The organism is Exiguobacterium sp. TDN 0502 (assembly GCF_050846835.1).
GTDB lineage: Bacteria > Bacillota > Bacilli > Exiguobacteriales > Exiguobacteriaceae > Exiguobacterium_A.
The window spans coordinates 20,374-42,844 of record NZ_JBOZGJ010000016.1; the positions used below are offsets into that span (position 1 = coordinate 20,374).

General features: G+C 49.3%; 18 protein-coding genes. 14 read left to right on the forward strand and 4 right to left on the reverse strand.

Annotated elements, in window-relative coordinates; all coding sequences use genetic code 11:
* The first annotated feature begins 8 nt into the window (after positions 1–8).
* Positions 9–2,003: an NAD-dependent DNA ligase LigA gene (ligA, locus tag ACRPK8_RS13910; RefSeq protein WP_432238686.1), complete on the forward strand. Its 1,995-nt coding sequence runs from the start codon at positions 9–11 to the stop codon at positions 2,001–2,003.
* A gap of 466 nt (positions 2,004–2,469) precedes the next feature.
* Here ligA and ACRPK8_RS13915 read toward each other — a convergent pair whose 3' ends face one another.
* Complete coding sequence (locus ACRPK8_RS13915; RefSeq protein WP_432238687.1) at positions 2,470–3,051, reverse strand: class D sortase; 582 nt, start codon at positions 3,049–3,051, stop codon at positions 2,470–2,472.
* A gap of 134 nt (positions 3,052–3,185) precedes the next feature.
* On the opposite strand from ACRPK8_RS13915, the gene ACRPK8_RS13920 reads away from it, so the two are divergent.
* The 3 genes from ACRPK8_RS13920 to ACRPK8_RS13930 all read left to right on the forward strand — a co-directional run bounded on the left by ACRPK8_RS13920 (position 3,186) and on the right by ACRPK8_RS13930 (position 6,682).
* Positions 3,186–4,364 (forward strand): CamS family sex pheromone protein, encoded by a 1,179-nt coding sequence (locus ACRPK8_RS13920; RefSeq protein ID WP_432238688.1) that lies wholly within the window; start codon positions 3,186–3,188, stop codon positions 4,362–4,364.
* A 274-nt stretch (positions 4,365–4,638) separates the two neighbouring features.
* Positions 4,639–5,493, forward strand: a complete 855-nt coding sequence (locus ACRPK8_RS13925) for a MurR/RpiR family transcriptional regulator (RefSeq protein WP_432238689.1) — start codon at positions 4,639–4,641, stop codon at positions 5,491–5,493.
* 13 nt (positions 5,494–5,506) lie between these two features.
* On the forward strand, positions 5,507–6,682 hold the full coding sequence (locus ACRPK8_RS13930) for a M20 metallopeptidase family protein (RefSeq protein ID WP_432238690.1): 1,176 nt from the start codon (positions 5,507–5,509) through the stop codon (positions 6,680–6,682).
* Between the two features lie 55 nt (positions 6,683–6,737).
* Here the strand turns inward: ACRPK8_RS13930 and ACRPK8_RS13935 are convergent, their stop codons facing one another.
* Entirely contained in the window at positions 6,738–6,932 is a 195-nt protein-coding gene (locus ACRPK8_RS13935) for a YwbE family protein (RefSeq protein WP_432238691.1), read from the reverse strand.
* Between the two features lie 196 nt (positions 6,933–7,128).
* Between ACRPK8_RS13935 and ACRPK8_RS13940 the strand changes: the two genes are divergently transcribed.
* From ACRPK8_RS13940 to glsA, 3 genes are all read left to right on the forward strand, one after another.
* Positions 7,129–7,989: a DnaJ C-terminal domain-containing protein gene (locus ACRPK8_RS13940; protein WP_432238692.1), complete on the forward strand. Its 861-nt coding sequence runs from the start codon at positions 7,129–7,131 to the stop codon at positions 7,987–7,989.
* A gap of 6 nt (positions 7,990–7,995) precedes the next feature.
* A complete protein-coding gene (gene clpB / locus ACRPK8_RS13945; protein WP_432238693.1) occupies positions 7,996–10,572 on the forward strand; it encodes an ATP-dependent chaperone ClpB in 2,577 nt (858 codons plus the stop codon).
* 121 nt (positions 10,573–10,693) lie between these two features.
* Positions 10,694–11,626 (forward strand): glutaminase A, encoded by a 933-nt coding sequence (glsA, locus tag ACRPK8_RS13950; RefSeq protein ID WP_432238694.1) that lies wholly within the window; start codon positions 10,694–10,696, stop codon positions 11,624–11,626.
* Here the strand turns inward: glsA and ACRPK8_RS13955 are convergent.
* Positions 11,617–12,405 (reverse strand): CHAD domain-containing protein, encoded by a 789-nt coding sequence (locus tag ACRPK8_RS13955; RefSeq protein WP_432238695.1) that lies wholly within the window; start codon positions 12,403–12,405, stop codon positions 11,617–11,619. The two genes, glsA and ACRPK8_RS13955, sit on opposite strands and share 10 nt — an antisense overlap.
* A 90-nt stretch (positions 12,406–12,495) precedes the next feature.
* On the opposite strand from ACRPK8_RS13955, the gene ACRPK8_RS13960 reads away from it, so the two are divergent.
* The 5 genes from ACRPK8_RS13960 (at position 12,496) to ACRPK8_RS13980 (ending at position 19,945) form a co-directional block, all read left to right on the forward strand.
* Complete coding sequence (locus ACRPK8_RS13960) at positions 12,496–13,851, forward strand: MATE family efflux transporter (protein ID WP_432238696.1); 1,356 nt, start codon at positions 12,496–12,498, stop codon at positions 13,849–13,851.
* Entirely contained in the window at positions 13,848–16,406 is a 2,559-nt protein-coding gene (gene mprF, locus ACRPK8_RS13965) for a bifunctional lysylphosphatidylglycerol flippase/synthetase MprF (RefSeq protein WP_432238697.1), read from the forward strand. The genes ACRPK8_RS13960 and mprF overlap by 4 nt, the downstream gene beginning before the upstream one ends.
* Positions 16,407–16,590: 184 nt before the next feature.
* On the forward strand, positions 16,591–17,748 hold the full coding sequence (gene nagA / locus ACRPK8_RS13970; protein ID WP_432238698.1) for an N-acetylglucosamine-6-phosphate deacetylase: 1,158 nt from the start codon (positions 16,591–16,593) through the stop codon (positions 17,746–17,748).
* The gene (gene nagB, locus ACRPK8_RS13975; protein WP_432238699.1) at positions 17,745–18,506 is read left to right on the forward strand and encodes a glucosamine-6-phosphate deaminase; all 762 of its coding nucleotides are present in this window, start codon (positions 17,745–17,747) and stop codon (positions 18,504–18,506) included. Before nagA ends, nagB begins: the two co-directional genes overlap by 4 nt.
* 329 nt (positions 18,507–18,835) lie before the next feature.
* Entirely contained in the window at positions 18,836–19,945 is a 1,110-nt protein-coding gene (locus ACRPK8_RS13980) for an LCP family protein (protein WP_432238700.1), read from the forward strand.
* A 50-nt stretch (positions 19,946–19,995) separates the two neighbouring features.
* On the opposite strand, the gene phnF is transcribed toward ACRPK8_RS13980, so the two are convergent.
* Positions 19,996–20,730: a phosphonate metabolism transcriptional regulator PhnF gene (gene phnF / locus ACRPK8_RS13985; RefSeq protein ID WP_432238701.1), complete on the reverse strand. Its 735-nt coding sequence runs from the start codon at positions 20,728–20,730 to the stop codon at positions 19,996–19,998.
* A 128-nt stretch (positions 20,731–20,858) separates the two neighbouring features.
* Here phnF and ACRPK8_RS13990 point away from each other — a divergent pair, with 128 nt between their 5' ends.
* Complete coding sequence (locus tag ACRPK8_RS13990; RefSeq protein ID WP_432238702.1) at positions 20,859–22,007, forward strand: alanyl-tRNA editing protein; 1,149 nt, start codon at positions 20,859–20,861, stop codon at positions 22,005–22,007.
* Positions 22,004–22,432: a GNAT family N-acetyltransferase gene (locus ACRPK8_RS13995; RefSeq protein WP_029340768.1), complete on the forward strand. Its 429-nt coding sequence runs from the start codon at positions 22,004–22,006 to the stop codon at positions 22,430–22,432. Before ACRPK8_RS13990 ends, ACRPK8_RS13995 begins: the two co-directional genes overlap by 4 nt.
* Positions 22,433–22,471 lie beyond the last annotated feature (39 nt).

The following is a 22,471-nucleotide window of genomic DNA, read 5'->3' on the forward strand; positions in this document are numbered from 1 at the left end:
GACCTCAGATGGACGCAAGCCAACGGATAGACGAGATTCGTCAAACATTGAACCGATACAGCTACGAATACTACGTACTGGATCAACCGACGGTACCGGATGCGACGTACGATCAACTGCTTCGTGAACTGACGGAGTTAGAAACAGAGCACCCGGAACTGATTACGCCAGATTCGCCGACGCAACGTGTCGGCGCAGCACCGCTCGAAGCGTTCGAGAAGGTGACGCATGATTTACCGATGTTATCACTCGGAAACGTCTTTGATGAAACGGAAATTCGCGAATGGGTCGCCCGGATCGAACGGTCGCTCGGACGTTCGACGACGTATGTTGCCGAATTGAAATTCGATGGACTGGCCATTTCGCTGAAATACGAAGACGGCCGGTTCGTCCGTGGGGCAACGCGGGGCGATGGAACAGTAGGTGAGAATATCACGCAGAATCTACGGACGATCAAAGCGTTACCGCTTCGTCTGCAGGCGGAAGAGACCGTTGAGGTGCGCGGGGAAGCGTACATGCCGAAACAATCGTTCGAACGCTTGAACGAAGACCGGGCAAGCCGGGAAGAGACATTGTTCGCAAACCCGCGTAACGCGGCAGCCGGCAGCTTGCGTCAGCTTGATTCATCAATCACGGCGTCGCGCAATCTGTCGCTCTTCGTCTATGGCGTCGGCGTCAATACGTTGACGGCCCGTTCACACAGCGAAGCGATGGCACAACTCGCTTCACTGGGGTTACCGACCAATCAACATATGCAGACGTGTGAGACGGTGGAAGAGATTCTTGCCTACATCGCACATTGGACGGAAGCACGCGCGAGCCTGCCATATGAGATCGATGGCATCGTCTTGAAAGTCGATCGATACGATGATCAGGAAGAGCTCGGCTTCACGGCAAAAAGTCCCCGTTTCGCGACAGCCTATAAGTTCGCGGCGGAAGAAGTCATGACGACGGTCGAAGACGTTGACTTCAGTGTCGGTCGGACGGGGAAAGTCACACCGCGTGCCCGTTTTGCACCGGTTGTCGTCGCAGGATCGACAGTGACGTATGCGACACTACACAACGCTGATTTCATCGCTGAAAAGGATATCCGGTTACATGATGCGGTCATCATTAAAAAAGCGGGTGATGTCATTCCGGCAGTCGTACAGGTCGTCACAGCGGAACGGACAGGGGAAGAGACACCGATTGTCTTCCCGACCCATTGTCCGGCATGTGCGTCGGAACTCGTCCGTCTCGAAGGCGAAGTCGACATCCGTTGTGTCAGTCCGGAATGTCCGGCGCAATTGATGGAAGGCATCATTCACTTCGTCTCGCGTCAGGCGATGAACATCGATGGTCTCGGAGAAAAAGTCGTCCGTCAATTGTATGATCACGAGGCAATCCGGACGATTGCCGATTTATACCGACTCGATCGCGACGAGTTATTGACGTTTGACCGAATGGGTGAGACGTCCGTCGATAAGTTACTTGCGGCAATCGAAGCTTCGAAACAGAACTCGGTCGAGCGTCTCTTGTTTGGTCTCGGAATCCGACTTGTCGGTCAAAAAGCGGCGTATCTCCTAGCGGAACGTTTTGATTCGTTAGCAGGGATTGCGGCAGCAACCTACGAGGAAATCGTCGCGATTGACGGCATCGGTGGGAAAATCGCAGATTCAATCGTGAAGTACTTCGAACATCCGGAAGCACAGGCATTGATTCGTGATCTGGAGCAACTGGGTGTCAACCAACAGTTCCTCGGCGAACGGGTCGATCAGACAAATGCACCGCTTGGTGGTAAAACGATCGTCCTGACGGGAACACTCGAGAGCCTGAAACGGTCAGAGGCCGGTAAACGACTCGAAGCGCTAGGTGCCGACGTGACGGGAAGCGTCAGTAAAAAGACGGATGTGCTCGTCGCGGGTGAGAAGGCAGGTTCCAAACTGACGAAGGCTGAATCGCTTGGTATCGAAATTTGGGATGAAGCGCGTCTGTTAGAAGAACTCGCTAAACACGAAGCGTGAGCAGAGTGAATGAGAACAATCAAATAAAAAGGAAGGCGGAATTCCGCCTTCCTTTCAGACTATAGACAAAAAGGCTGACTCCCAAAAATGACGTGTCTTTTCACGCCCTTTCCTCAGGCGAGACACAAGCCCGTTTTCCCGCTCCATTCGAGCAGGAAAACGGGTCTTGTTTGTCTCTGACAGCGCAAAATTGCGCTTTTTCCTGTAGGAGTGGCGTGTAATGCGTCATTCTTTTTATACCGGGAAGAAGTATCAGAGAAGCGTTTTGTTCCCTCGACATCGCTTCCTAGGGAAAAACAAGCAAGAGGGACCCTGCAGCGAAGCGAAGCGACGCGATGCTTGTCCCAGGAAAACGATGCGAGACGAACAAAAAAGCGCAATCCTTCTCGTTAGAGAAAAATTGCACACTATCTTCAGTTTCAAAGGAAGGCGGAATTCCGCCTTCCTTTTTTCGTGTTCATCCTTGTCACGAAGCAATCGTCTCGCTCCGGATTAAGGTGCCTTGTTTAATGAGGCGATGCGTCGCCGTTTCCGGTGGATCGCAGGTAATCAATGTAATCGTCGGAGAAGCAACAGATTGGTCAAGGACGGATAACGTCGTCGGTGTGACGAGACGACTTGACGTGAGGCGGTATGTATACCGATGTGTTTTTGTCGTGACGATGATGTGATCACCTTTTTTAACCTCAGGTAGTCGATTGAAATGCAGTCCTTCCGTAAAACTCCGGTGCCCAGCAAGCGCGTAATTCCCCTTGCCCGGTGCGCCGGTCTTCGGAATATGACCGATGCTGCGATCAAGTACGGCAGTAGAAGAACCCTCTAAGATGACTTGCTCGAAATCAATACTTGGGATCGAGAGTAGCCCGACACCGGATTTCGCGAGCGGTTGTTTCGTCTCTTTCGCCGCGACGGTCTTTAGACTTTGCTTCCATTGTTCTTTCAAATCAGCAGCTGCTTGTTCACGCTGATAGTCACTGACGAATGGCCAAGCAATCAAAGTGATGCCGGCGATCAATAAAAGTAGTCCGATGAATTTACGACGTGTCATGAGTGTGCGTCCTTTCGCATGCACCGAAGCGCATCTTCTTTTTTGAAAAATAGGGGAAAAGTTGTCCTTCCCCGATGGAAAACGATTCTGTTATGATAAAGAGAACGATTTGAAAACATGGGGTGCAAATAGAGATGAACTATAAAACAGCAGTAGCGTTGACGTTATCGAGCACGTTATTTTTAGGTGCGTGTTCGTTTGACCTTTCGCCAAGTAACGATACAAAAGAAGTCATTACGGAAAGTGAACAAGGGAAAGAAGTCCAGGCCGTCGTCAGCCCGGCGATCGATACGACGGATTCCTATTACCGGACGGTCTTACCGTTTCGGCCAAGCGTTGCACGCGGGATGACACAAAAACGTGTCAGTTCGCGGCTGGAACTCGATGAGATCGAAACCGGTCTGATGCGTCATTCCACACAATTTTTTGATCCTGAAAAATATTATTACCAAGAAGGACAACTCCTTGAAGCGGATCAAATCGCCAAATGGTTGCTCCGGAAAGGGAAAGCGGGCGATGGTGCTAGCGATCCGGAAGGTCTCAATCCAGCCTACACAAGCGGTAAGTCCTACAAGGAAAAGAATCAAAAGTCACCTTTGATTCTATCGCATATCCTAGAACAAGACTACATGCTCGAGGAAGATAAGAAACTGGAGCTAGGTGGGACATCGATTGCACTCGTTCTCAACAGCGAATATGTCTTCCAAGATGAGAATTACGGTCCGACCTATACGGTTAAACTCGATGAGAAAAAAGTCATCGCCGAAGGAAAACGGATGGCGAACGAATTAGTCAAGAAGATGCGGAAGACGGATGGCATGAAGACGACACCGATTCATGTTGCACTCTACTTACAGGAAAAAGAAGGTTCGCCAGTATCCGGTCACTATTTATCGTCTGCCTTCATCGGTCGTGGAAACCAAATTAGTTCGAACGACTGGAAGAACTATGATGAACGCTACTATTATTATCCGTCGGCACGCGCGACGAACGATGTGCGCGATGATGCTGCAAAATTCGATCTCTTCAAGGATCGCCTTGAGGATTACTTCCCGAACTACACCGGTATGATGGGAGAAGGATTTTATCAAGAAGGGGAGCTCAAGAAGCTCGAGATGAAAATTCCTGTTCAATTTTACGGAAAGGCAGAACTCGTTGCGTTCGTTCAGTACGTGACCTACTTGCTTGAGAATCGCTGGGAGTATAACCGAAACATCCCGACGACGATTACCGTCACCAATTTGAACGGTGATACGGAAGCCATGCTGTTCCTCGATCCGGAAACGAAGAAACCAATCGTCAAGATCCGCTGATCCCTTCATCAGTGTCATCCCTTGCCTTAACTTTACGAAGTGACATTCCCGATGAAGTGGAATGTCGCTTTTTTTGTAGGACGACTGCTGAAAAGCGACAAGCGTATGAATGGGATAGGAAGGGTATGGAAGAAGAATGGCATTTTGTTTCAAACTCCCATTTTTTAGATTTACGAAAGCCAGTAGGAGAGAGCATAATGGAAGAAGAACAGTTCTATAGACGGGGACGTGGATCGTCAGTTCGTTTAAAGAAGATGATAAAGGGGAGATTCAGATGAAAGGCGGTATCTATTCACAAATCGGTGCAGTTCGGGAGGAACTACCATCGTCCTCACGGAAAGTCGCAGACTACGTCTTGACGCACATGAACCAAATTGCGCGCATGACAATCCACCAGCTAGCAGAGGAATCGGATACGAGTGCCGCTGCGGTCGTTCGTTTTTGTCGCGCGCTCGGACTAAAAGGATATCCAGAACTTCGGATGCGGATTTCCGCTGATACGGCGCGGACGGATTTAAAAGGGTATCACGATATTGAAAAAGATGAACGTCCGGTTGATCTGATTGAAAAAACGCTCAGCAATAGTATTCAAGCGTTGCAGGATACCGCGAAGCAGTTGAACGATGACCGGATTGCGGAAGCGATCGATGTCATCGATCAGGCACGGGCAATCTATTTTTACGGAATCGGGGCATCGCATGTCGTAGCAGAAGATGCCGCGCAAAAATGGACCCGTGTTGGAAAACTAGCGATTCAGGAAACCGACCAGCATCTGCTGGCGACGATTTTGGCGAATGCCCGTCCAGAAGATGTCTTTTTTGCGATTTCCTACAGCGGTGAAACAGAAGAGGTCATCGAGTTGATTCGTTTGGCGAAAGTCCAAGGACTAAAGGTCATCAGTCTGACACGTTTCGGGGACAATCGGATCAGCCAACTAGCGGATATCGCGCTCTGGACATCGCGTGCACCGGAAGCACCGCTTCGCAGTGCCGCACTCAGTTCACGACTCGCCCAGCTGTTTGCGATCGATGTTTTGTTCTTATCCTATGCTGCGGGACATTATGAAGATACGCTCGAACGTCTCCAATTTACGCGGGAGAGCGTCAAGACACTGCATCAAAAGAAATAAGGGGGATACATATATGTCGGAGAGAACTGCCGGAATCACTGCCTTATATCCGGAAATGGTAGAACGACGTCGCTATCTCCATCAGCATCCAGAGTTGTCGTTTCAAGAAGTCGAAACACCACGTTATATCGCGCGACACCTCGAAGCTCTTGGGGTCGAGGTCCGGACAGGAGTAGGCGGACGTGGTGTCGTCGGGTACATCCGTGGCGGGCAACCGGGCAAGACCGTAGCGCTACGCGCCGATTTTGATGCGTTACCGATTACGGATGGAAAAGACGTTGCCTATCGTTCGACAGTACCAGGGGTGATGCATGCGTGCGGCCACGATGGACACACGGCGACGTTACTCGCTGTCGCGGAGACGCTCATGCACCAGCGGGAATCGTTACCGGGGAACGTCGTTCTGATTCATCAGCATGCGGAGGAAGTCGTCCCGGGTGGTGCGCGCGATATGATTGCGGACGGTTGTCTTGAAGGCGTCGATGTCATCTTTGGAACGCATCTCTGGTCGACGATCGATGTAGGACACGTCGGTGTGCGAACGGGTCCAATCATGGCGGCTGCCGATAAATTCGAGCTGATTCTTTACGGGAAAGGCGGACACGGTGCGAAACCACACGAGACGATTGATGCCGTCTTGCTTGGTGCAACGATCGTTAAGGAGTTGCAATCGATCGTCAGCCGTCAGCTCAACCCACTGGAGCCGGCAGTCATCACGGTCGGAACGTTGCATGCCGGAAATACGTTTAATGTCATTGCCGATCAGGCCGCATTGACGGGGACGGTCCGGACATTTGATGAAGCAACGGCAGGTGAGATCATCGAGCGGATGGAACGGACGATCAAAGGAATCTGTGAGGCGGTCGGAGCGACGTATCAGTTTACGTACGAAAAAGGGTATCCGGCTGTCGTCAATCATGCTGCACCCACCGCATTAATTGAATCCGTTGCATGTGATGTCTTAGGGGACGATCGCGTGTTTGAGATTGAACCGACGATGGGTGGCGAAGACTTTGCCTATTATCTGCAACACGTACCCGGTGCCTTCTTCTTCACGGGAGCCGGGGATGCTTCGTATCCACCACATCATCATCCACAGTTTGATTTCAAGGAGCCGGCGATGCTCGACGCAGCCCGTATTCTCGTCGAAGCAACGTGGCGGTATTTAGAACAAGCTATTGAAGCATGAAAAAATCGCTCGTCGTGACTCCGAAAAGGAATCAGGGCGAGCGATTGTTGTCTTCTTAACCTAAAACTTCTTGCACACGACCGACTTGACCGTCTTCTAGACGTACTTTAATGCCGTGCGGGTGTTGCGGCGATTTCGTGAGAAGGTCCTTGACGATTCCTTCTGTTCGTTTACCGGTTCGTTGATCTTGCTTCAGCACGATGCTGACTTTAAGACCGGGTGTGATGTTTTTGCGTGTTTTACCGTCCATCTGTAAATCCTCCCGTCGTTCATTTCCTATTTGGCTCTCAGTATAACATGGTTCAGTCCATGAAACTTGTTTGTCGCAAGGACGTAAAGTGAAAAGAGTACAGAATGTCAGAAAAAAAGTTTGACTATATTTGACCAATTAAGGCGCGACTTTTATAATTAAGGTAATGAAGTATTGGAAAAGGAAGTGAATTCGAATGGCAAAAGACTATTACCAAACTCTCGGTGTCGCAAAGGATGCATCGAATCAAGATATTAAGCGTGCGTACCGTAAACTAGCGAAGCAGTATCACCCAGACGTCAATAAGGAAGCGAGTGCGGATCAGCGTTTCAAAGATATTCAAGAAGCCTTCGATGTGCTTGGTGACGAGGAAAAACGAGCACAGTACGATCGATACGGCAGTAACTTCGATCAGATGGCAGGTGCTGGAGCCGGCGGTGCTGGAGATTACGAGGATTTATTCCGCCAGTTCGGAGGCGGTGGTGGACGGACACGACCTGGACAATCGTTCGGATTTGAAGACATGTTCGGTTCATTCTTCAGTCAGGAAGAGGTATCGGCGGATGAAGAACTTGAATTGACGGTACCGCTCGGGCACCTCAGTACGAACGAAAAAGTCACGGTGCGTCTCGCGACCGGTTCAATTCAACTGACGCTTCCGAAAGACGTCTATGACGGTAAAAAAGTACGATTGCGTGGAAAAAGTTCGATGCGTAACCGACAAGGTATCGCCGGAGACGTCTACGTGACGATTCATCTGAAGGATGACGACCAGTTCCGACGGGTCGACCAAGACGTCATTGCGATCGTTCGTGTCCATCCGACGACGCTCGTCCTCGGAGGAGAAGTCGTTGCGGATACACTTGAAGGAAAACGAATCAAATTAAAAATCAAACCGGGAACCAAACCAGGGGCACGACTACGGATTCCAAATCGTGGTCTCAGTCAGCCAAACGGTCATCGCGGAGCATTACTTGTCCAACTCGAAGTCAAGTTACCTGAGATGGACCATGCCTTTTATGAAGAGTGGGAACGTCAACTTGCGGTGAAGGAGTGATCAAAGATGGATTTTGAACGTTTAACGGACCGGGCACATGAGGGAATCGTCTCTGCCCAGGCCATTGCCAAACAACGTCGTCATAGTGAAATCACGGAGTGGCACTTGCTGCTCGCCTTGCTTGCTCAAGAAGAAGGAATCGCACGCGTCGTCTTTGAAAAACTGAATCAACGAATCGAAACACTGAATGCAGATATCGATGCTGCGATTGGAAAACTCCCTGCCTTGTCGCAGGCGACGACTCCCCGTATCGGCAGTTCATTGCTGAATGTGTTGACGGAAGCAGAGACAGAAGCACGTCTGATGCAAGACGATTACGTCTCCGTCGAACACTTGCTGTTATCACTGATGAAACAATCCAGTCCAGCAGCTCAGTATTTACGACGCCAAGGCATCACGGAAGAGACACTTCGGGAAGCAATCGTCAGTATGCGCGGTAACCGGAAGGTCACGACAAAAAATCCAGAAGAGACGTTTGATGTGCTGAAAAAATATGGACGTGATCTCGTAGCGGACTTCCGGTCTGGGAAAACGGATCCGGTCATCGGTCGTGATGATGAGATTCGGCGCGTCATCCGGATTTTAAGTCGGAAGACTAAAAATAATCCCGTCCTGATTGGAGAACCCGGTGTCGGGAAGACAGCGATCGTTGAAGGACTCGCGCAACGAATCGTCCGGGGTGATGTACCAGAAAGCCTGAAGAATAAGCAATTGTTTAGTTTGGACATGAGTGCACTCGTCGCTGGTGCAAAATACCGGGGTGAGTTCGAAGAGCGCCTGCAGGCGGTTCTGAACGAAGTCAAAGAGGCGGAAGGACAGATTCTACTGTTCATCGATGAGCTCCATACAATCGTAGGTGCCGGAAAAACAGACGGCGCAATGGACGCCGGAAACATGCTCAAGCCGATGCTTGCCCGTGGGGAATTGCACTGTATCGGTGCAACGACACTTGACGAGTACCGGAAGTATATTGAGAAGGACCCGGCGCTCGAACGCCGTTTTCAACAAGTCCTCGTCGCGGAGCCGGATGTAGAAGATACGATTTCGATTCTGCGCGGGCTAAAAGAACGGTTCGAGATTCATCACGGTGTACGGATCCATGACAATGCACTTGTTGCGGCAGCGATGTTGTCCAATCGGTATATTACCGATCGCTTCATGCCGGACAAGGCGATTGATCTCGTCGATGAGGCATGTGCGATGATCCGGACGGATATGGAGTCGATGCCAGCCGAACTCGATTCGCTCGTTCGTCGGGTCATGCAGCTCGAAATCGAAGAGGCGGCATTAAAGAAAGAAACGGATGAGGCATCCCGGAAACGACTTACCGTCTTACAACAAGAGCTCAGTTCAGTCCGTGAAGATGAAAGCGCGCTTCGGACACGGTGGGAGCGGGAGAAGGAAAGTTCGCAAAGTGTCCAACAATTACGTGCGGATCTTGAGAAAGCGAAATTAGCGTTACAAGAAGCAGAGGGACGATATGATTTGAACCGGGCATCCGAAATCAAGTATGGTCAAATCCCCGATCTTGAGGCACGTTTGACAGTCGCAGAAGAATCGTCTGAACACGTTTCGCACGAACTCGTCCGGGAAGCGGTAACGGAAGAAGAGATTTCCGATATCGTCTCCAAATGGACGGGCATTCCGGTCGCGCGCCTTGCACAAGGCGAACGGGAAAAATTACTTTATCTCGAGGATACGCTTCATGAGCGTGTCTTCGGTCAAGATGAAGCAGTCCGTCTCGTCGCGGACGCTGTCATCCGGGCACGTGCGGGAATCAAGGATCCGAATCGACCGATCGGTTCATTCCTATTCCTCGGTCCGACAGGAGTCGGAAAGACCGAACTCGCGAAAGCCTTAGCGGCAGCGATGTTCGACAGTGAAGATCATATCGTCCGGATCGACATGTCGGAGTATATGGAAAAACACAACGTCTCCCGTCTCGTCGGTGCGCCTCCTGGATATGTCGGATATGAAGAGGGCGGTCAATTGACGGAAGCCGTTCGTCGGAGCCCGTATTCAGTTCTTTTATTCGATGAGATCGAAAAAGCACATGGTGATGTCTTTAACATTCTCTTGCAACTGCTCGATGATGGTCGACTGACGGATTCACAAGGACGAGTCGTCGATTTCAAGAACACGATTGTCATCATGACTTCAAATATCGGTGCACCGATTTTACTGGAAGCGGCGAAGGATGGTGTCATTGATGCTGCTGAAGAAGAAGCGGTCCGTCAAGAGTTGAAGCGTCACTTCCGACCGGAGTTCTTGAACCGGGTCGATGATACGATCCTGTTCCATCCGCTTCATCGTTCAGAAATCGAACGGATCATCGATAAGGCAGTCGAGAAGATGTCTTACCGCTTATCGGGACGAGGTATTACGATTGATGTCACGGATGCAGCAAAAACACTGATATTCGAAGAAGCATTCGAACCACAATATGGTGCTCGCCCGATCAATCGTTATATGCAACGGACGATTGAGACGAAACTTGCACGTGCTCTGATCAGTGGAGCGATACAAGACGGTGCCCGCATCTCGATCGATGCAGAAGGCGGAGAACTCGTCGTACACGGCTGAACAACAGGAGCTGATTCGATGTAATTCGAGTCAGCTCCTGTTTGTGTTTGAAGAAGAAGCATATCCGCACGCGACGGATGCGTGATAAGCTAGAAAAAAAGAAAAAGAAAGAGGGAACGCCATGAATGTCACACAAGCACAACTCGAGGAGTTGATTGAAGAATGCCGTCCTTATACCGTTTTAGGACAGGTCGCAAGCTATATTCCGGAACTCGCTAAAGTCGATCCAACACAACTTGGTATTGCAGTTTGTAATGCCGATGGAGCATTTGTTTCAGCGGGAGATGCAGAGACGATGTTTACACTTCAGAGTGTATCGAAGATCATTACCCTTGCGTTTGTTCTCGAGACGTTTGGGGAAGACTACGTTTTCTCGAAGGTCGGAATGGAGCCGACAGGGGACGCCTTTAATTCCATCGCCAAACTCGAGGAGACGATTCCGACGAAACCGCTCAACCCGATGATCAATGCGGGCGCATTAGCGGTCACTAGCATGTTGCCGGGAACGGATGCTGCTGATAAATTACTTCAATTGCGTCAATTCATCGCAAAACTATTGGATATCGAAGTAGAAATGGTAAAATATGACGCAGATGTCGCCGAATCGGAATTCGAAACGACGGATTTGAACCGGGCGTTACTGTACTTCATGCGCTACCATGGCGTCATCGAAGGAAATGTCGAGGAAATCATTGATGTCTACACGAAGCAATGTGCGATCTTGACGAACTGTAAAGGTCTCGCCATGATGGGCAAGATTCTAAGCACCTCAGGTAAGACACCTTCAGGGCGTCAAGTCATCTCACGTCGAAATGCTCGGATCATCCGGGCGATCATGACGACATGCGGCATGTACGATGCGTCGGGAGAATTTTCCGTACAGGTTGGACTTCCGGGAAAAAGTGGAGTCTCTGGTGCAGTCGTTGCCTGTGGCAGAAGTGATTTTGATATGGCGGATCTCGGAATCGGTGTGTTTGGTCCATCGCTTGACGCCAAGGGAAACTCGATTGCGGGAACCAAGATGCTCGAATTACTCGTCCAACGTCATCCGTGAGCGATTTCGACTTGGTCAAGAGACGTACGTAATTCATCCTCTAAGCGCTCGATTTGACGCAGGCGCTCCTTTTGATAGGCAGTCGGAACTTCGAACGAACGCCATCTTTCCAGCAGTTGATACGTGTCATTGATTTGACCGAGCCGTGTTTGGGTTGCCTTTAACCGATCTACCGCAGATTTTGGCTGTTTTGTGTAAGGGCGGAGGTATTCGACGGCATAGCGGTATGCTTTTGTCGCGAGTCGCAACTCGTGCATCCGTTCGATTCGTTTCGCGCCATCCTTCCGTTGCACTTTTTCAAAGTGTTCCCGTTTCTTCTCATAGCGCTTTTCTGCCGATTGGATCAACTCCTTCTCGGACATCCGGCGCAACTGTTTCGTCATCGGACCGGCTAAAAAGCGACGAACCGAACGATCCAGTTCATTTGAGATCAAGAGATGCATCGTCTCGATCAAGGTCGAACGTTTTCCTTGAAGCTGTAAGGCGATATGATTGGCAAATAACTGATCCATCTCTGTCTTGTTTGAGGTCGCTTCTAACTGGACGTCTAAATCACGGACTTCACCAAAGGCGTGCATGAGACGCTTCCAAATTAAATAGACTGGTTCCTCTGTCAAATCAACCAATCGGGCGAAGGTGATCAATTTACGCAAGCGAATCCGTGCCTGGTGAACGTCTTCAGGATTTTCGAAATGTTGCGCCTCTTTTGCATAATGATTAAATGTAGACCACGTCTCTAGCAATTCGAACGTTAAATTTTCAGTATCACGATGGTTCATAAAATGAATCCCTCCTTGAAAAATTTTCGTAGGATATTATGAAGTAAGTTTTAAAATTATGGAGGACCCCTCCTGGAATGTGGTGGAAGTATGTTAGAAACGGTTACGTTCTCAGGAAAGATGAAGCAATTCATGAAAATTTTCTTTCCGATTCTCGTAACGCAAGTCGCGTTTTATTTAATTAGTTTTTTTGATACGGTCATGGCCGGGCGATATGGTTCTGCTGATTTAGCGGGAGTAGGCGTTGGAGCTAGTCTTTGGGCACCTGTCTACACAGGGTTGACCGGTATCTTACTTGCCGTTGCACCACTCGTTTCCCAAGCAATGGGTGCGAAGCGTGAACGGGAAGTCAAACGCATCGTCATGCAGGCGCTATACGTGGCGATTGTCATCATTGGTGTGACTGTCATCATCGGTTTGATTGCCGTCAATCCGATTCTTAGTAAGATGGAGTTGTCAGCGGAGGCACGTGAAGTCGCGCGTAATTATCTGGTGATGCTTGCACTTGGAATCATTCCGATGTTCGTCTTCTTCGTTCTTCGGACACTTGTCGATTCACTCGGTAAATCGAATATCACGATGGTCTTACTATTAATCTCTTTACCCATTAACGTCCTTTTCAATTATCTGTTCATCTTCGGAAGCTTTGGTTTTCCGGAGCTTGGTGGGGTCGGGGCAGGGGTCGCGACTGCCATTACGTACTGGATTCTCTGCGCAGCGATCATCGGTGTCATCCTGAAAGGTGAATTATTTCAACGTCTTGGGATTCTCCGCCGCTTTTATCGACCAGATGTCAGACGGATCAAGGAATTGATCTTGTTAGGGGCGCCGATCGGACTCGCCATCTTCTCGGAGGTCAGCATCTTTTCTGCCGTGACCTTATTGCTCGGTGCCTACGGTGATGTCATCATCGGTGCGTATCAGGCAGCGATCAACTTTGCGTCATTCGTTTATATGATTCCATTATCTGCAGCCTCTGCCTTAACGATCACAGTCGGCTTTGAAGTCGGAGCCAAGCGTATCAAGGATGCCGTGCAGTACGTCGGAATCGGCTTGACGATGTGTGTTGCCGTTTCCTTATTCTCAGGTATCTTGTTGTATGTGAAAAACGAGGAACTCGCGGCCTTATATAGTCGGGACCCTCAAGTCATCGAAGCAGCAGCTCATTTCATGATTCTCGCGATTTTCTTTCAATTGTCGGATGCCGTCGCTGCACCGACCCAAGGCGCATTACGCGGCTTCAAGGATGTCAACGTCACGTTCCTGTTGACGATCATAGCTTACTGGGTCATTGGACTGCCATTAGGCTTTTACCTCGAACGTTACACAGCGCTCGGTCCGGATGGTTACTGGTGGGGATTGATCATCGGTCTTGCGGTCGGAGCGACGCTATTACTGGTTCGTCTCATGCATTTAATCCGTAAATCAAGGAGGCTGGCATCTTGAAATTCTCCAAACAACGCATTTTGACGATTGCGAAAATCATCTTGCCGATCGTCTTGATCGGGTTCATCTTTTATCAAGGACAAAATGAATTACGGAGTCTATCCCTTCAGGATTCCATTCGGGCGATTCGTCAGGTGCCATCATGGCAATTCATTCTATTGATTCTGTCCGGTCTAGCAGCAGTCTCGACGATGTTCTTTTATGACTTCTTCCTGTTACGCTCGCTTGACGCGAAAGTGCCGGTCGGTCTGATTTTCCGTGCCTCATGGATTGCAAACTCCTTTAACGGCATCATCGGATTCGGCGGTCTTGCAGGAATGGCGATTCGAACAGCCTTATACCGTCCGTTTGTTGAAGGCGGGCGTCTATTGAAGGCAATCGGATGGATGGCGCCGACGTTGATCAGCGGGTTGTCGATTTTGTCGGCACTATCGCTGTTGCATGTCTTTCCGGCTTTTGAAGTACTCGATTTGAAGAAGTGGCTTTGGCCGGTCATCATTGGCGTCGCGTTGTTCTTTCCTCTGTATTTCCTGTTTTCCTTCCGTCGTAGCAATAGCAGTATTCATCCGAAATCAATTGCCTTATATTCGATCGTCTCACTAGCAGAATGGTTCAGTGCCGGTGTCGTCGTCTATCTGATCCTTGTGGCACTCGGAACGGACGTTGGTTTTGCGAAAGTCATCGGTGTCTTCATCATTGCGGCAACCGCCGGATTGATTTCGATGGTACCAGGTGGTTTTGGGTCGTTCGACCTGGTCTTTTTGATCGGAATGCAGCGCGCCGGAGTCGAGGAAGGAATCGTGTTGACCGGTCTATTGATCTATCGTCTCGTCTACTACTTGATTCCATTTTTGATCGGTGTCGTCTTCTCGGCCCGTGAGTTCAGTGGTCCTGTCGTTAAGATGATCGAAGACAAACCGATCGTCGGTCCATCGGTAGAAGTCGGTGGAGTGATCTGGCGTCTTCAGATGCGATTCCTTAGTAAGATCCGGCACTTTACACTCGCCTTGATCACACTCGTCGCCGGTATTACGATCTGGGGAATTGCGATTCTGCCGCCGGTCTCCGCGCAATACGAATACTTAGAATCCAAATTGCCACACGAAGCACTGTTGCTTGCGAACAGCTTCTTTTTAATGGGAGGGTTGTTATTCGTCCTGCTGTCGACAGCTCTTTATCGACGGACGAAACGGTCGCTTTACATGATGTATGGCGCATCGTTCTTCGCCTTGATCGGCATGGCGCTTCGTGGTTTTAACCTGATTTCTTTCCTTGCCGTCATCATCGTGCTTGCTTTACTGCTGATGTCTCGAAAAGCGTTTCAACGAGAGCGGACACTCATCACGACAACCCGATTCATACGGGTAGCGATCGTTGGTTTCCTGTATATCGGTGGGTTCGTCTTTTTCGGATATGCTTTTTACACGCTTGGATCAGCAGATGGTACGAAAGTATATCCGTCTCATGAAATCTTCATGTTCGCAGCCAGTGCGACGATTTTTGCGCTCGTGTATGGCCTTGTCTTCATTCGCCTGTTCAATACATTCAATCAACCCGTACTTGGCGAACGTTTCGATGCTGAAAAAATCGAGCAGGTACTGAGCGAGCATGGAGGAAATTATTTAAGTCATTTGGCTTTTCTCGGAGATAAGCGGTTCTTTTTCTCAGAAACAGGCCGTTCGTTCATCCAGTTCAGTCAAACCGGCAATCGGATCATGGTACTCGGCGATCCGAGCGGCGATCCGGCAGAGCATTCACAAGTCATTGCCTCTTTCCTGCGACGTGTTGAAGATCTCGGTTATATTCCGAATATCTATCAGATCCAGGCACAAAACATGTCGCTCTACCATGACTTTGGCTTCAACTTCTTTAAACTAGGGGAAGAAGCGATCGTCGATATTCCGTCCTTCACCGTATCAGGGAAAAAACGGGCTGGTCTTCGATCAATCAAAAATCGCTTTGAACGTGAGGGAATGACATTTGAAGTCATTGAACCACCATTTTCGGATACACTGCTTTCGGAGCTTCGAGAAGTGTCCGACGAATGGTTAGGTGGGAAATCCGAGAAAGGCTTTTCTCTTGGCTATTTCGATGCTGCTTACTTCAACCGGGCACCGATCGGGATCATGCGTGACGCAGAAGGTCAGTTGATCGGCTTCATGACATTCATGCCTGCCTATCAAGAAGGAGTCCTCTCGATTGATTTGATGCGTTTTCGACCGGACGGACCGAATGGGATCATGGATGCAATGTTCATTCGGTTGTTCGAATATGCAAAAGAAGAAGGATACCATACGTTTAATATGGGGATGGCTCCGCTGTCATCCGTAGGAGAGGACGAAACGTCCTTCTGGCAAGAGCGCGTCGCGGCGGATGTTTTCAATAATATCCGTTATATGTACAGCTTCACAGGGTTACGGCGGTATAAGGAAAAGTACGATCCGAAATGGGAAGGACGCTATTTGGCTTACCGGAAGCGTCAATCGTTACCGATGGCGATCCTAAAAGCCACGCGGTTGATCTCTCGAAAAAAAGATCGTATTTTACTACCGTAAGCTTCACACGCATAAAGGGTAGGGCGATTGGGTATAAAGAGGCGACACCAAGTCTTTCGACAATGGATGTCGCCTTTTTTAGTTTATTCATCGAAATGTACAAAGGTCTATACAACTAGCTTTAATCGCGTTATACTAGATACGAAGCAAGTCAAAGAACGGAAACGAGAAAGGATGACGACACATGACAGTGATCATCAATGCCCGGATTTACACCGGCGAGAAGACGATAGAAGATGGCTTCATCCGCTTCGGAAAAACGATTGAGGCAATCGATTACATGTCAGCGTTTGAAGCAATAGCGGGTGAAGAAACGATTGATGCAAACCATCAACCCGTCATTCCAGGCATGATTGATGTGCATATTCATGGAGGATACGATGTCGATGTGATGGATGGAGACGCGGATAGTCTTCGACGCTTGAGTCGTCAAATGCTTCAAGAAGGCGTGACGTCTTTCTTAGCGACGACGATCACTCAAGAGTGGAACAACATCACACGGGCGCTTGAGACAGTGCGGACGGTCATCGAACAAGAAGAAACGACGATCGTGGGTGTTCATCTTGAAGGACCGTTCATCAATCCGGACTATGCGGGGGCACAACCGCACGAATACATCGTCGAACCGGATGTCGAGCAGTTCCTGAAATGGCAGGAAGCAGCAGGGAACACGATCAAGCTTGTGACATATGCCCCAGAACGTCCGGGAGCACGCGCTTTTGAAGAGGCGGTGCGATTGACCGGTGCGGTTCCATCTGCCGGACATACGGACGCGACATATACTCAAAATCAAGCAGGTCGTGTCTTGCATGGTACCCATCTCTACAATCAAATGCGCGCCCTTCACCACCGGGAACCGGGAACGGTCGGGTATTGCCTACTAACGCCTGAAGTTCATACGGAAATCATCCCGGATGGCATTCATAGCGCACCGGAAATGGTCGACTTCGCCTACCGGATGAAAGGTGCACAACGGCTAATTGTCATTACGGACGCGATGCGCGCAAAAGGATTAGCGGACGGTGAATATGAGTTAGGCGGTCAAGCCGTCTTCGTTCAAGACGGTGCGGCGCGCCTCGCGAACGGCAGTTTAGCCGGAAGTGTCCTGACGATGGATGCTGCGCTTCGCAACATCATCGCCTACACCGGGTGTACGCTTGAGGACGCTGTCCGCATGACATCGGTCAATGCGGCAAATGAGCTTCAATTGACACAAAAGGGAAGCCTTGCGATCGGTAAGGATGCAGATATCGTGTTGCTCGATGAGGCCTTACAGGTTCAAGAAACGATTCATCGTGGTACGCGTCACCGGATCACGAACGGAAAGGAGTCTACCTCATGAAATGGATGATCGTAGAAAAAGGAGAAGAATTAGCGCAAGTTGCGTATCGATTTTTAAAACAGGAGATCGAGCGACACCCGGAAGGTTTGACGGTCGGTCTTGCAACAGGCAGTTCGCCGGTCGGTGTTTATGAAGAATGGCGGAAGGATTCGCTCGACTGTCGACATGTGACGACAGTTAATCTAGACGAGTATGTCGGTCTCAGTCCGGAGCATCCGCAAAGTTACCATACGTTCATGCAAGAACATTTGTTCAATGACGTACGTTTTAAGGAGTCGTTCGTGCCGATCGGTAACACGGACGATTCTGTCCAGGAAAGTGAACGGTATGAAGCGCTTGTTCGCAGTCGGGGTATCGATATTCAATTGCTCGGTATCGGTGCGAACGGACACATCGCGTTTAACGAACCAGGTACGCCATTTGATGCGAAAACACACGTGACGGCATTGACGGAATCGACACGGGAAGCAAACCAGCGTTTCTTTGATCGACTAGAAGAGGTACCAACAAAAGCAATCACGATGGGTATCGGAACGATCATGGAAGCTAAAAAGATTCTTCTCGTCGCTTCTAGTGAACGAAAGGCAGTAGCGGTCCGCGACATGATGGAAGGCATCGCGACAATGGATTGTCCAGCGACCGTACTCAAACGTCACGCGGACGTCATGGTGATCTTAGACGAAGAAGCTGCATCTTTATTGTCAGATGACGCTAAACGTACAGGACGTGCAGCATATCTGAATTTCATGAAAGCGTGACGGTCGATTGGAGATTTAGTATCAAACAAGACAAGGGACGAAAACGGTCGATGGATCGTTTTCGTCCTTTTTTCGTTTAAGCAATAGAAGACGAAGGACTAGCATCATGCGATTTTATATTTTCAATCAAAACACTCCACTAATACGGGGATAAGAATCGACAAGACGATTAAATCGAGCGATAATCTGGCAGTGCGCTTGAGCAGTAGGGAATAGAATGGTGTGTTGGCAGTTCTTTTAATTGAAACGTAAATTGACATTTCATTAAATGTACGGATAATGGAGATTAGCGAACTTTACGGAAAATTTACATGAAAATGAGGGTTTACATGATGGAAACACGATCTGCACGAAAGAGGCAGCCTAGTGCCGGCAAGATGTTCTTGAAAGTCATCGCTGCACTCGTCCTGCTTGTCACAGTCATCGGTTCTGGTTACGCTGGAGCTGTTTTTATTAAAACGCAAGAAACATTGGCAAAGACACAAATTAATATTCCCGGCTCGAAAGTGAGTTCTAAATATGATGACGTTCCGTCAGAATCATTCTTGATTCTTGGAACGGATGAAACGAAAAAAAGTAAAGAACGTCATGAACCGGCCCGTTCGGATGTCATGATCGTCGGAATCTTGAACAAAAAGACCGAGCAACTCGTGCTGACGAGTATTCCACGGGATTCACTCGTCAACATCGATTATTCGAAATACGATATTCCTTACGGTAAGACAGGGGTGGAGCAGGATAAAATCACACATGCCCACTATTTCGGATCGATGGATAAATCGAACTCGTACAACGGAATCAAGCTGGCACGTGAAACGACAGAAAATCTGCTCGGCATCCAAATCGATCACGTCGTTAAGGTCAACTTCCAAGGGTTCGTCCAATTGATCGATGCTTTGGATGGGGTGGACATCGATGTCCGCTATGCGTTCAAGGAGCAGGATTCAGCACGTAAAGCCGGAACCGTCACCGTCGATAAAGGGATGCAACATCTGACGGGCGAACAGGCGCTAGCGTATGTCCGGAACCGTCATGATGATCCACTCGGTGATATCGGACGAGGTCAAAAGCAGATGCAGGTCATTCAAGCGGTCGCGAAGGAAGCGGCTAGTTTCCGTTCACTTGGTGCATATCGTGATATTCTCGATGCTGTTGGAGACAATGTCGAAACGAATCTTGGACCGAATGATTATACGCGTTTAGCAGATTTTACGACTGCACTTCGTAATACGACAGAGTATCAACTCGCTGGAGAAGGCTATATCGGTATCAGCGGAAAATGGGAGTATCACCTTGATCCAACTCAACTGGAACAGGTGAAAAAGAACTTGGCACAAGCGATGAAAGGACAGGAAGTCGAACCGATCAAGGATGAGACGGACCCTGCACAAGGCACGACAGAGCAGGCGCCTGCAACAGACGCCGTTCCTGCCCAATAAGAGTAAAACCCCCTCGAGCCACCGTCACGATACGGCGATTCGAGGGGGTTTTAACGCTGGCGTTGCATTTCGACTGTAAAGGTATAACGATCACCTCGGTAAGCGGAAGTGACATATTCAAACGGCTGTTCTGTTGCGAGATATGTCAGTTGTTCCACTGATAAGACAGGTGAGGCTGTCGACAAGCCGAGATGTGCGGCTTCCTCTTTTGTTGCCAAGCGCGATTCAAACGTTTGACTGGCACGTCCGAGGTTCAGACCGCTTGCTTCGGCGAATGCATACAGCGATGCTGTCGCGACGTCTTGATCCAGTCCGGGCAGCAACTGTTCTGGGATATAGACAGTCTCGAGCGCAAGTGCTTGTTCATCGGCAATCCGTAACCGTTTCAGTTCGTAGACCGATGCGCCTTCGCGAATTCCTAACTTATTTGCAATCGTCATCGATGCCTCGATGACTTGATAAGAGAGCAGAGCACTCGTCGGTTCTAGTCCAAGATGTTCCATCTCTTCCGAAAAACTCGTCAGTCCAGATAATTGCATGACGATTTTTTTATTTGCGACGAATGTTCCACGGCCCTTTTGACGAATTAAGTAACCAGCATTCACTAAGTTTGAAATCGCTTGACGAACGGTCATCCGGCTGATTTGATGCGCTTCGGCGAACTCACGCTCGGACGGAATTAAATCGCCCGGTTGCAGGACTCCGCTTTCAATTTGTTGTTTTAAGGCAGCTTCGATTTGATAGTAGATGGGGAGTGGTGAATTTTTATTGATGTGCTGAATCACGGCATTTCGTCCCTTCGCGATCGGTAGTCTTTCGTCTAGTGTACTAGGAAAAGGGCAAGTCGACAAACGATTCTGGATGAAATATGACATAATACAAAGTGAAACTGACAGAGAAAGGTGGTCGAGGCATGCGCCCTGAACAACTTGAATCCGGTGTCCGAACGTTTCAGACATCCATTCAGTCAACGAAAGAAACAGAAGGATATTGGGTTGCTTTGGAAAAAAGTTACTTCTATCCTGAAAGTGGTGGACAACCAGCAGATTGCGGAACATTGAACGACCAACCGGTCCTCGATGTTCAAATTGAGGAAGGCATCGTTTGGCATCAACTGGCTGCACCGATTACTGGTGAGGTTACAGGTATCGTAGATGATGCGGTCCGGATGGATCATGCCGCTCAGCATACAGCGCAACATGTCATCTCTGCGATCTTACAAGATGAGGCTCAGATCAAAACACTCAGCTTTCGGACGGGAAGTGAGGTCTCGACGCTTGATATCGAGACACCCGAATGGACAGCTCTGCAACAAGAACAGTTGGAACGACGGTTACGTCACGTGATCGAACAAGGATTGCCGATCACGGCGACCGAATATGATGAGGCAGAAGTCCTTCAATTACCATTACGGAAAACACCACAAGTCGAGGGCCGCATTCGTGTCGTTCAAATCGGGACACTCGATTATAGCGCCTGTGGTGGGACGCACCTTGATTCAACGGCACAGCTCGAGCTAATACTCTTTACGGGTGTCGAACGGATTCGAGGAAACATTCGTCTCTCCTACGTCGCAAAAGAGCGGGCGTATCGACTCGTGCAAGCAGAACGGCAAGCCTTACGTGAAGCAGCACAAGCTTTATCGATTAAACCGGTTCAGATTATAGAAGCCGTCCATGCGTTACAGGATGAACAGAAACGTTTAGCGAAACAAATCGAACAAACAGAGGGACAACTCGTCACTCTCGAACTGATTAACGCTCTTCAGCAACATGAGGGATTACTCGTGATCGAACACGAGCAAGAAGAAATTCGACTCTCTGAACGACTTGCTAAAGCGATTCAGGAGGCAAATCGGACAGGTGTCGTCTTCAACGCAACGACGACAAAACTGCTAATGAGCGGAAACGGGGAACTACATCTCGGCAAATTCGCAAAAGCACATGTCCAATCTTTCAATGGACGCGGTGGCGGTAACGCGATCCAGGCACAAGCACAATTTACGAATCGGGATGATGCGATGGCATATGTCGATCGATTACGGGAGGAATATCAGTCATGACAGTCATTCAAGTACGTACAGCAGAACAACATCAAGCCGTCCGGATGATCCGGGAACGTGTCTTCGTCGAGGAACAGGGCGTACCACGCCATCTTGAATACGATACACACGATGAGACAGCGATTCATCTGCTTGTCCTCGATGAACAGAGCCGTCCGGTCGCGACAGGTCGTACACGTCCGTATGACGATCAACGGATGAAAGTGGAACGTGTCGCGACGCTGTCGACAGCCCGAGGAAAAGGATACGGTGGCGAGTTGATGCAAGCAATGGAACGTGTCGCACGACGTGAAGGGAAACAACTGTTGACGCTCGGTGCACAAGTCCAAGCAATCCCGTTCTACCAAGGACTCGGATATACGATCGTCTCTGATGAATTCGACGATGCAGGTATCCCGCACCGGACGATGGAGAAAAAAATGTAAATCATTTTGAAAGAAATCCTGCAAAAAGGGTTTCTTTTT

Bases quoted from the DNA above. Each gene is read 5' to 3' on its own strand.
- ligA (WP_432238686.1), top strand. From the start codon at position 9: ATGGACGCAAGCCAACGGATAGACGAGATTCGTCAAACATTGAACCGA.
- ACRPK8_RS13915 (WP_432238687.1), bottom strand. From the start codon at position 3,051: ATGACACGTCGTAAATTCATCGGACTACTTTTATTGATCGCCGGCATC.
- ACRPK8_RS13920 (WP_432238688.1), top strand. From the start codon at position 3,186: ATGAACTATAAAACAGCAGTAGCGTTGACGTTATCGAGCACGTTATTT.
- ACRPK8_RS13925 (WP_432238689.1), top strand. From the start codon at position 4,639: ATGAAAGGCGGTATCTATTCACAAATCGGTGCAGTTCGGGAGGAACTA.
- ACRPK8_RS13930 (WP_432238690.1), top strand. From the start codon at position 5,507: ATGTCGGAGAGAACTGCCGGAATCACTGCCTTATATCCGGAAATGGTA.
- ACRPK8_RS13935 (WP_432238691.1), bottom strand. From the start codon at position 6,932: ATGGACGGTAAAACACGCAAAAACATCACACCCGGTCTTAAAGTCAGC.
- ACRPK8_RS13940 (WP_432238692.1), top strand. From the start codon at position 7,129: ATGGCAAAAGACTATTACCAAACTCTCGGTGTCGCAAAGGATGCATCG.
- clpB (WP_432238693.1), top strand. From the start codon at position 7,996: ATGGATTTTGAACGTTTAACGGACCGGGCACATGAGGGAATCGTCTCT.
- glsA (WP_432238694.1), top strand. From the start codon at position 10,694: ATGAATGTCACACAAGCACAACTCGAGGAGTTGATTGAAGAATGCCGT.
- ACRPK8_RS13955 (WP_432238695.1), bottom strand. From the start codon at position 12,405: ATGAACCATCGTGATACTGAAAATTTAACGTTCGAATTGCTAGAGACG.
- ACRPK8_RS13960 (WP_432238696.1), top strand. From the start codon at position 12,496: ATGTTAGAAACGGTTACGTTCTCAGGAAAGATGAAGCAATTCATGAAA.
- nagA (WP_432238698.1), top strand. From the start codon at position 16,591: ATGACAGTGATCATCAATGCCCGGATTTACACCGGCGAGAAGACGATA.
- nagB (WP_432238699.1), top strand. From the start codon at position 17,745: ATGAAATGGATGATCGTAGAAAAAGGAGAAGAATTAGCGCAAGTTGCG.
- ACRPK8_RS13980 (WP_432238700.1), top strand. From the start codon at position 18,836: ATGATGGAAACACGATCTGCACGAAAGAGGCAGCCTAGTGCCGGCAAG.
- ACRPK8_RS13990 (WP_432238702.1), top strand. From the start codon at position 20,859: ATGCGCCCTGAACAACTTGAATCCGGTGTCCGAACGTTTCAGACATCC.
- ACRPK8_RS13995 (WP_029340768.1), top strand. From the start codon at position 22,004: ATGACAGTCATTCAAGTACGTACAGCAGAACAACATCAAGCCGTCCGG.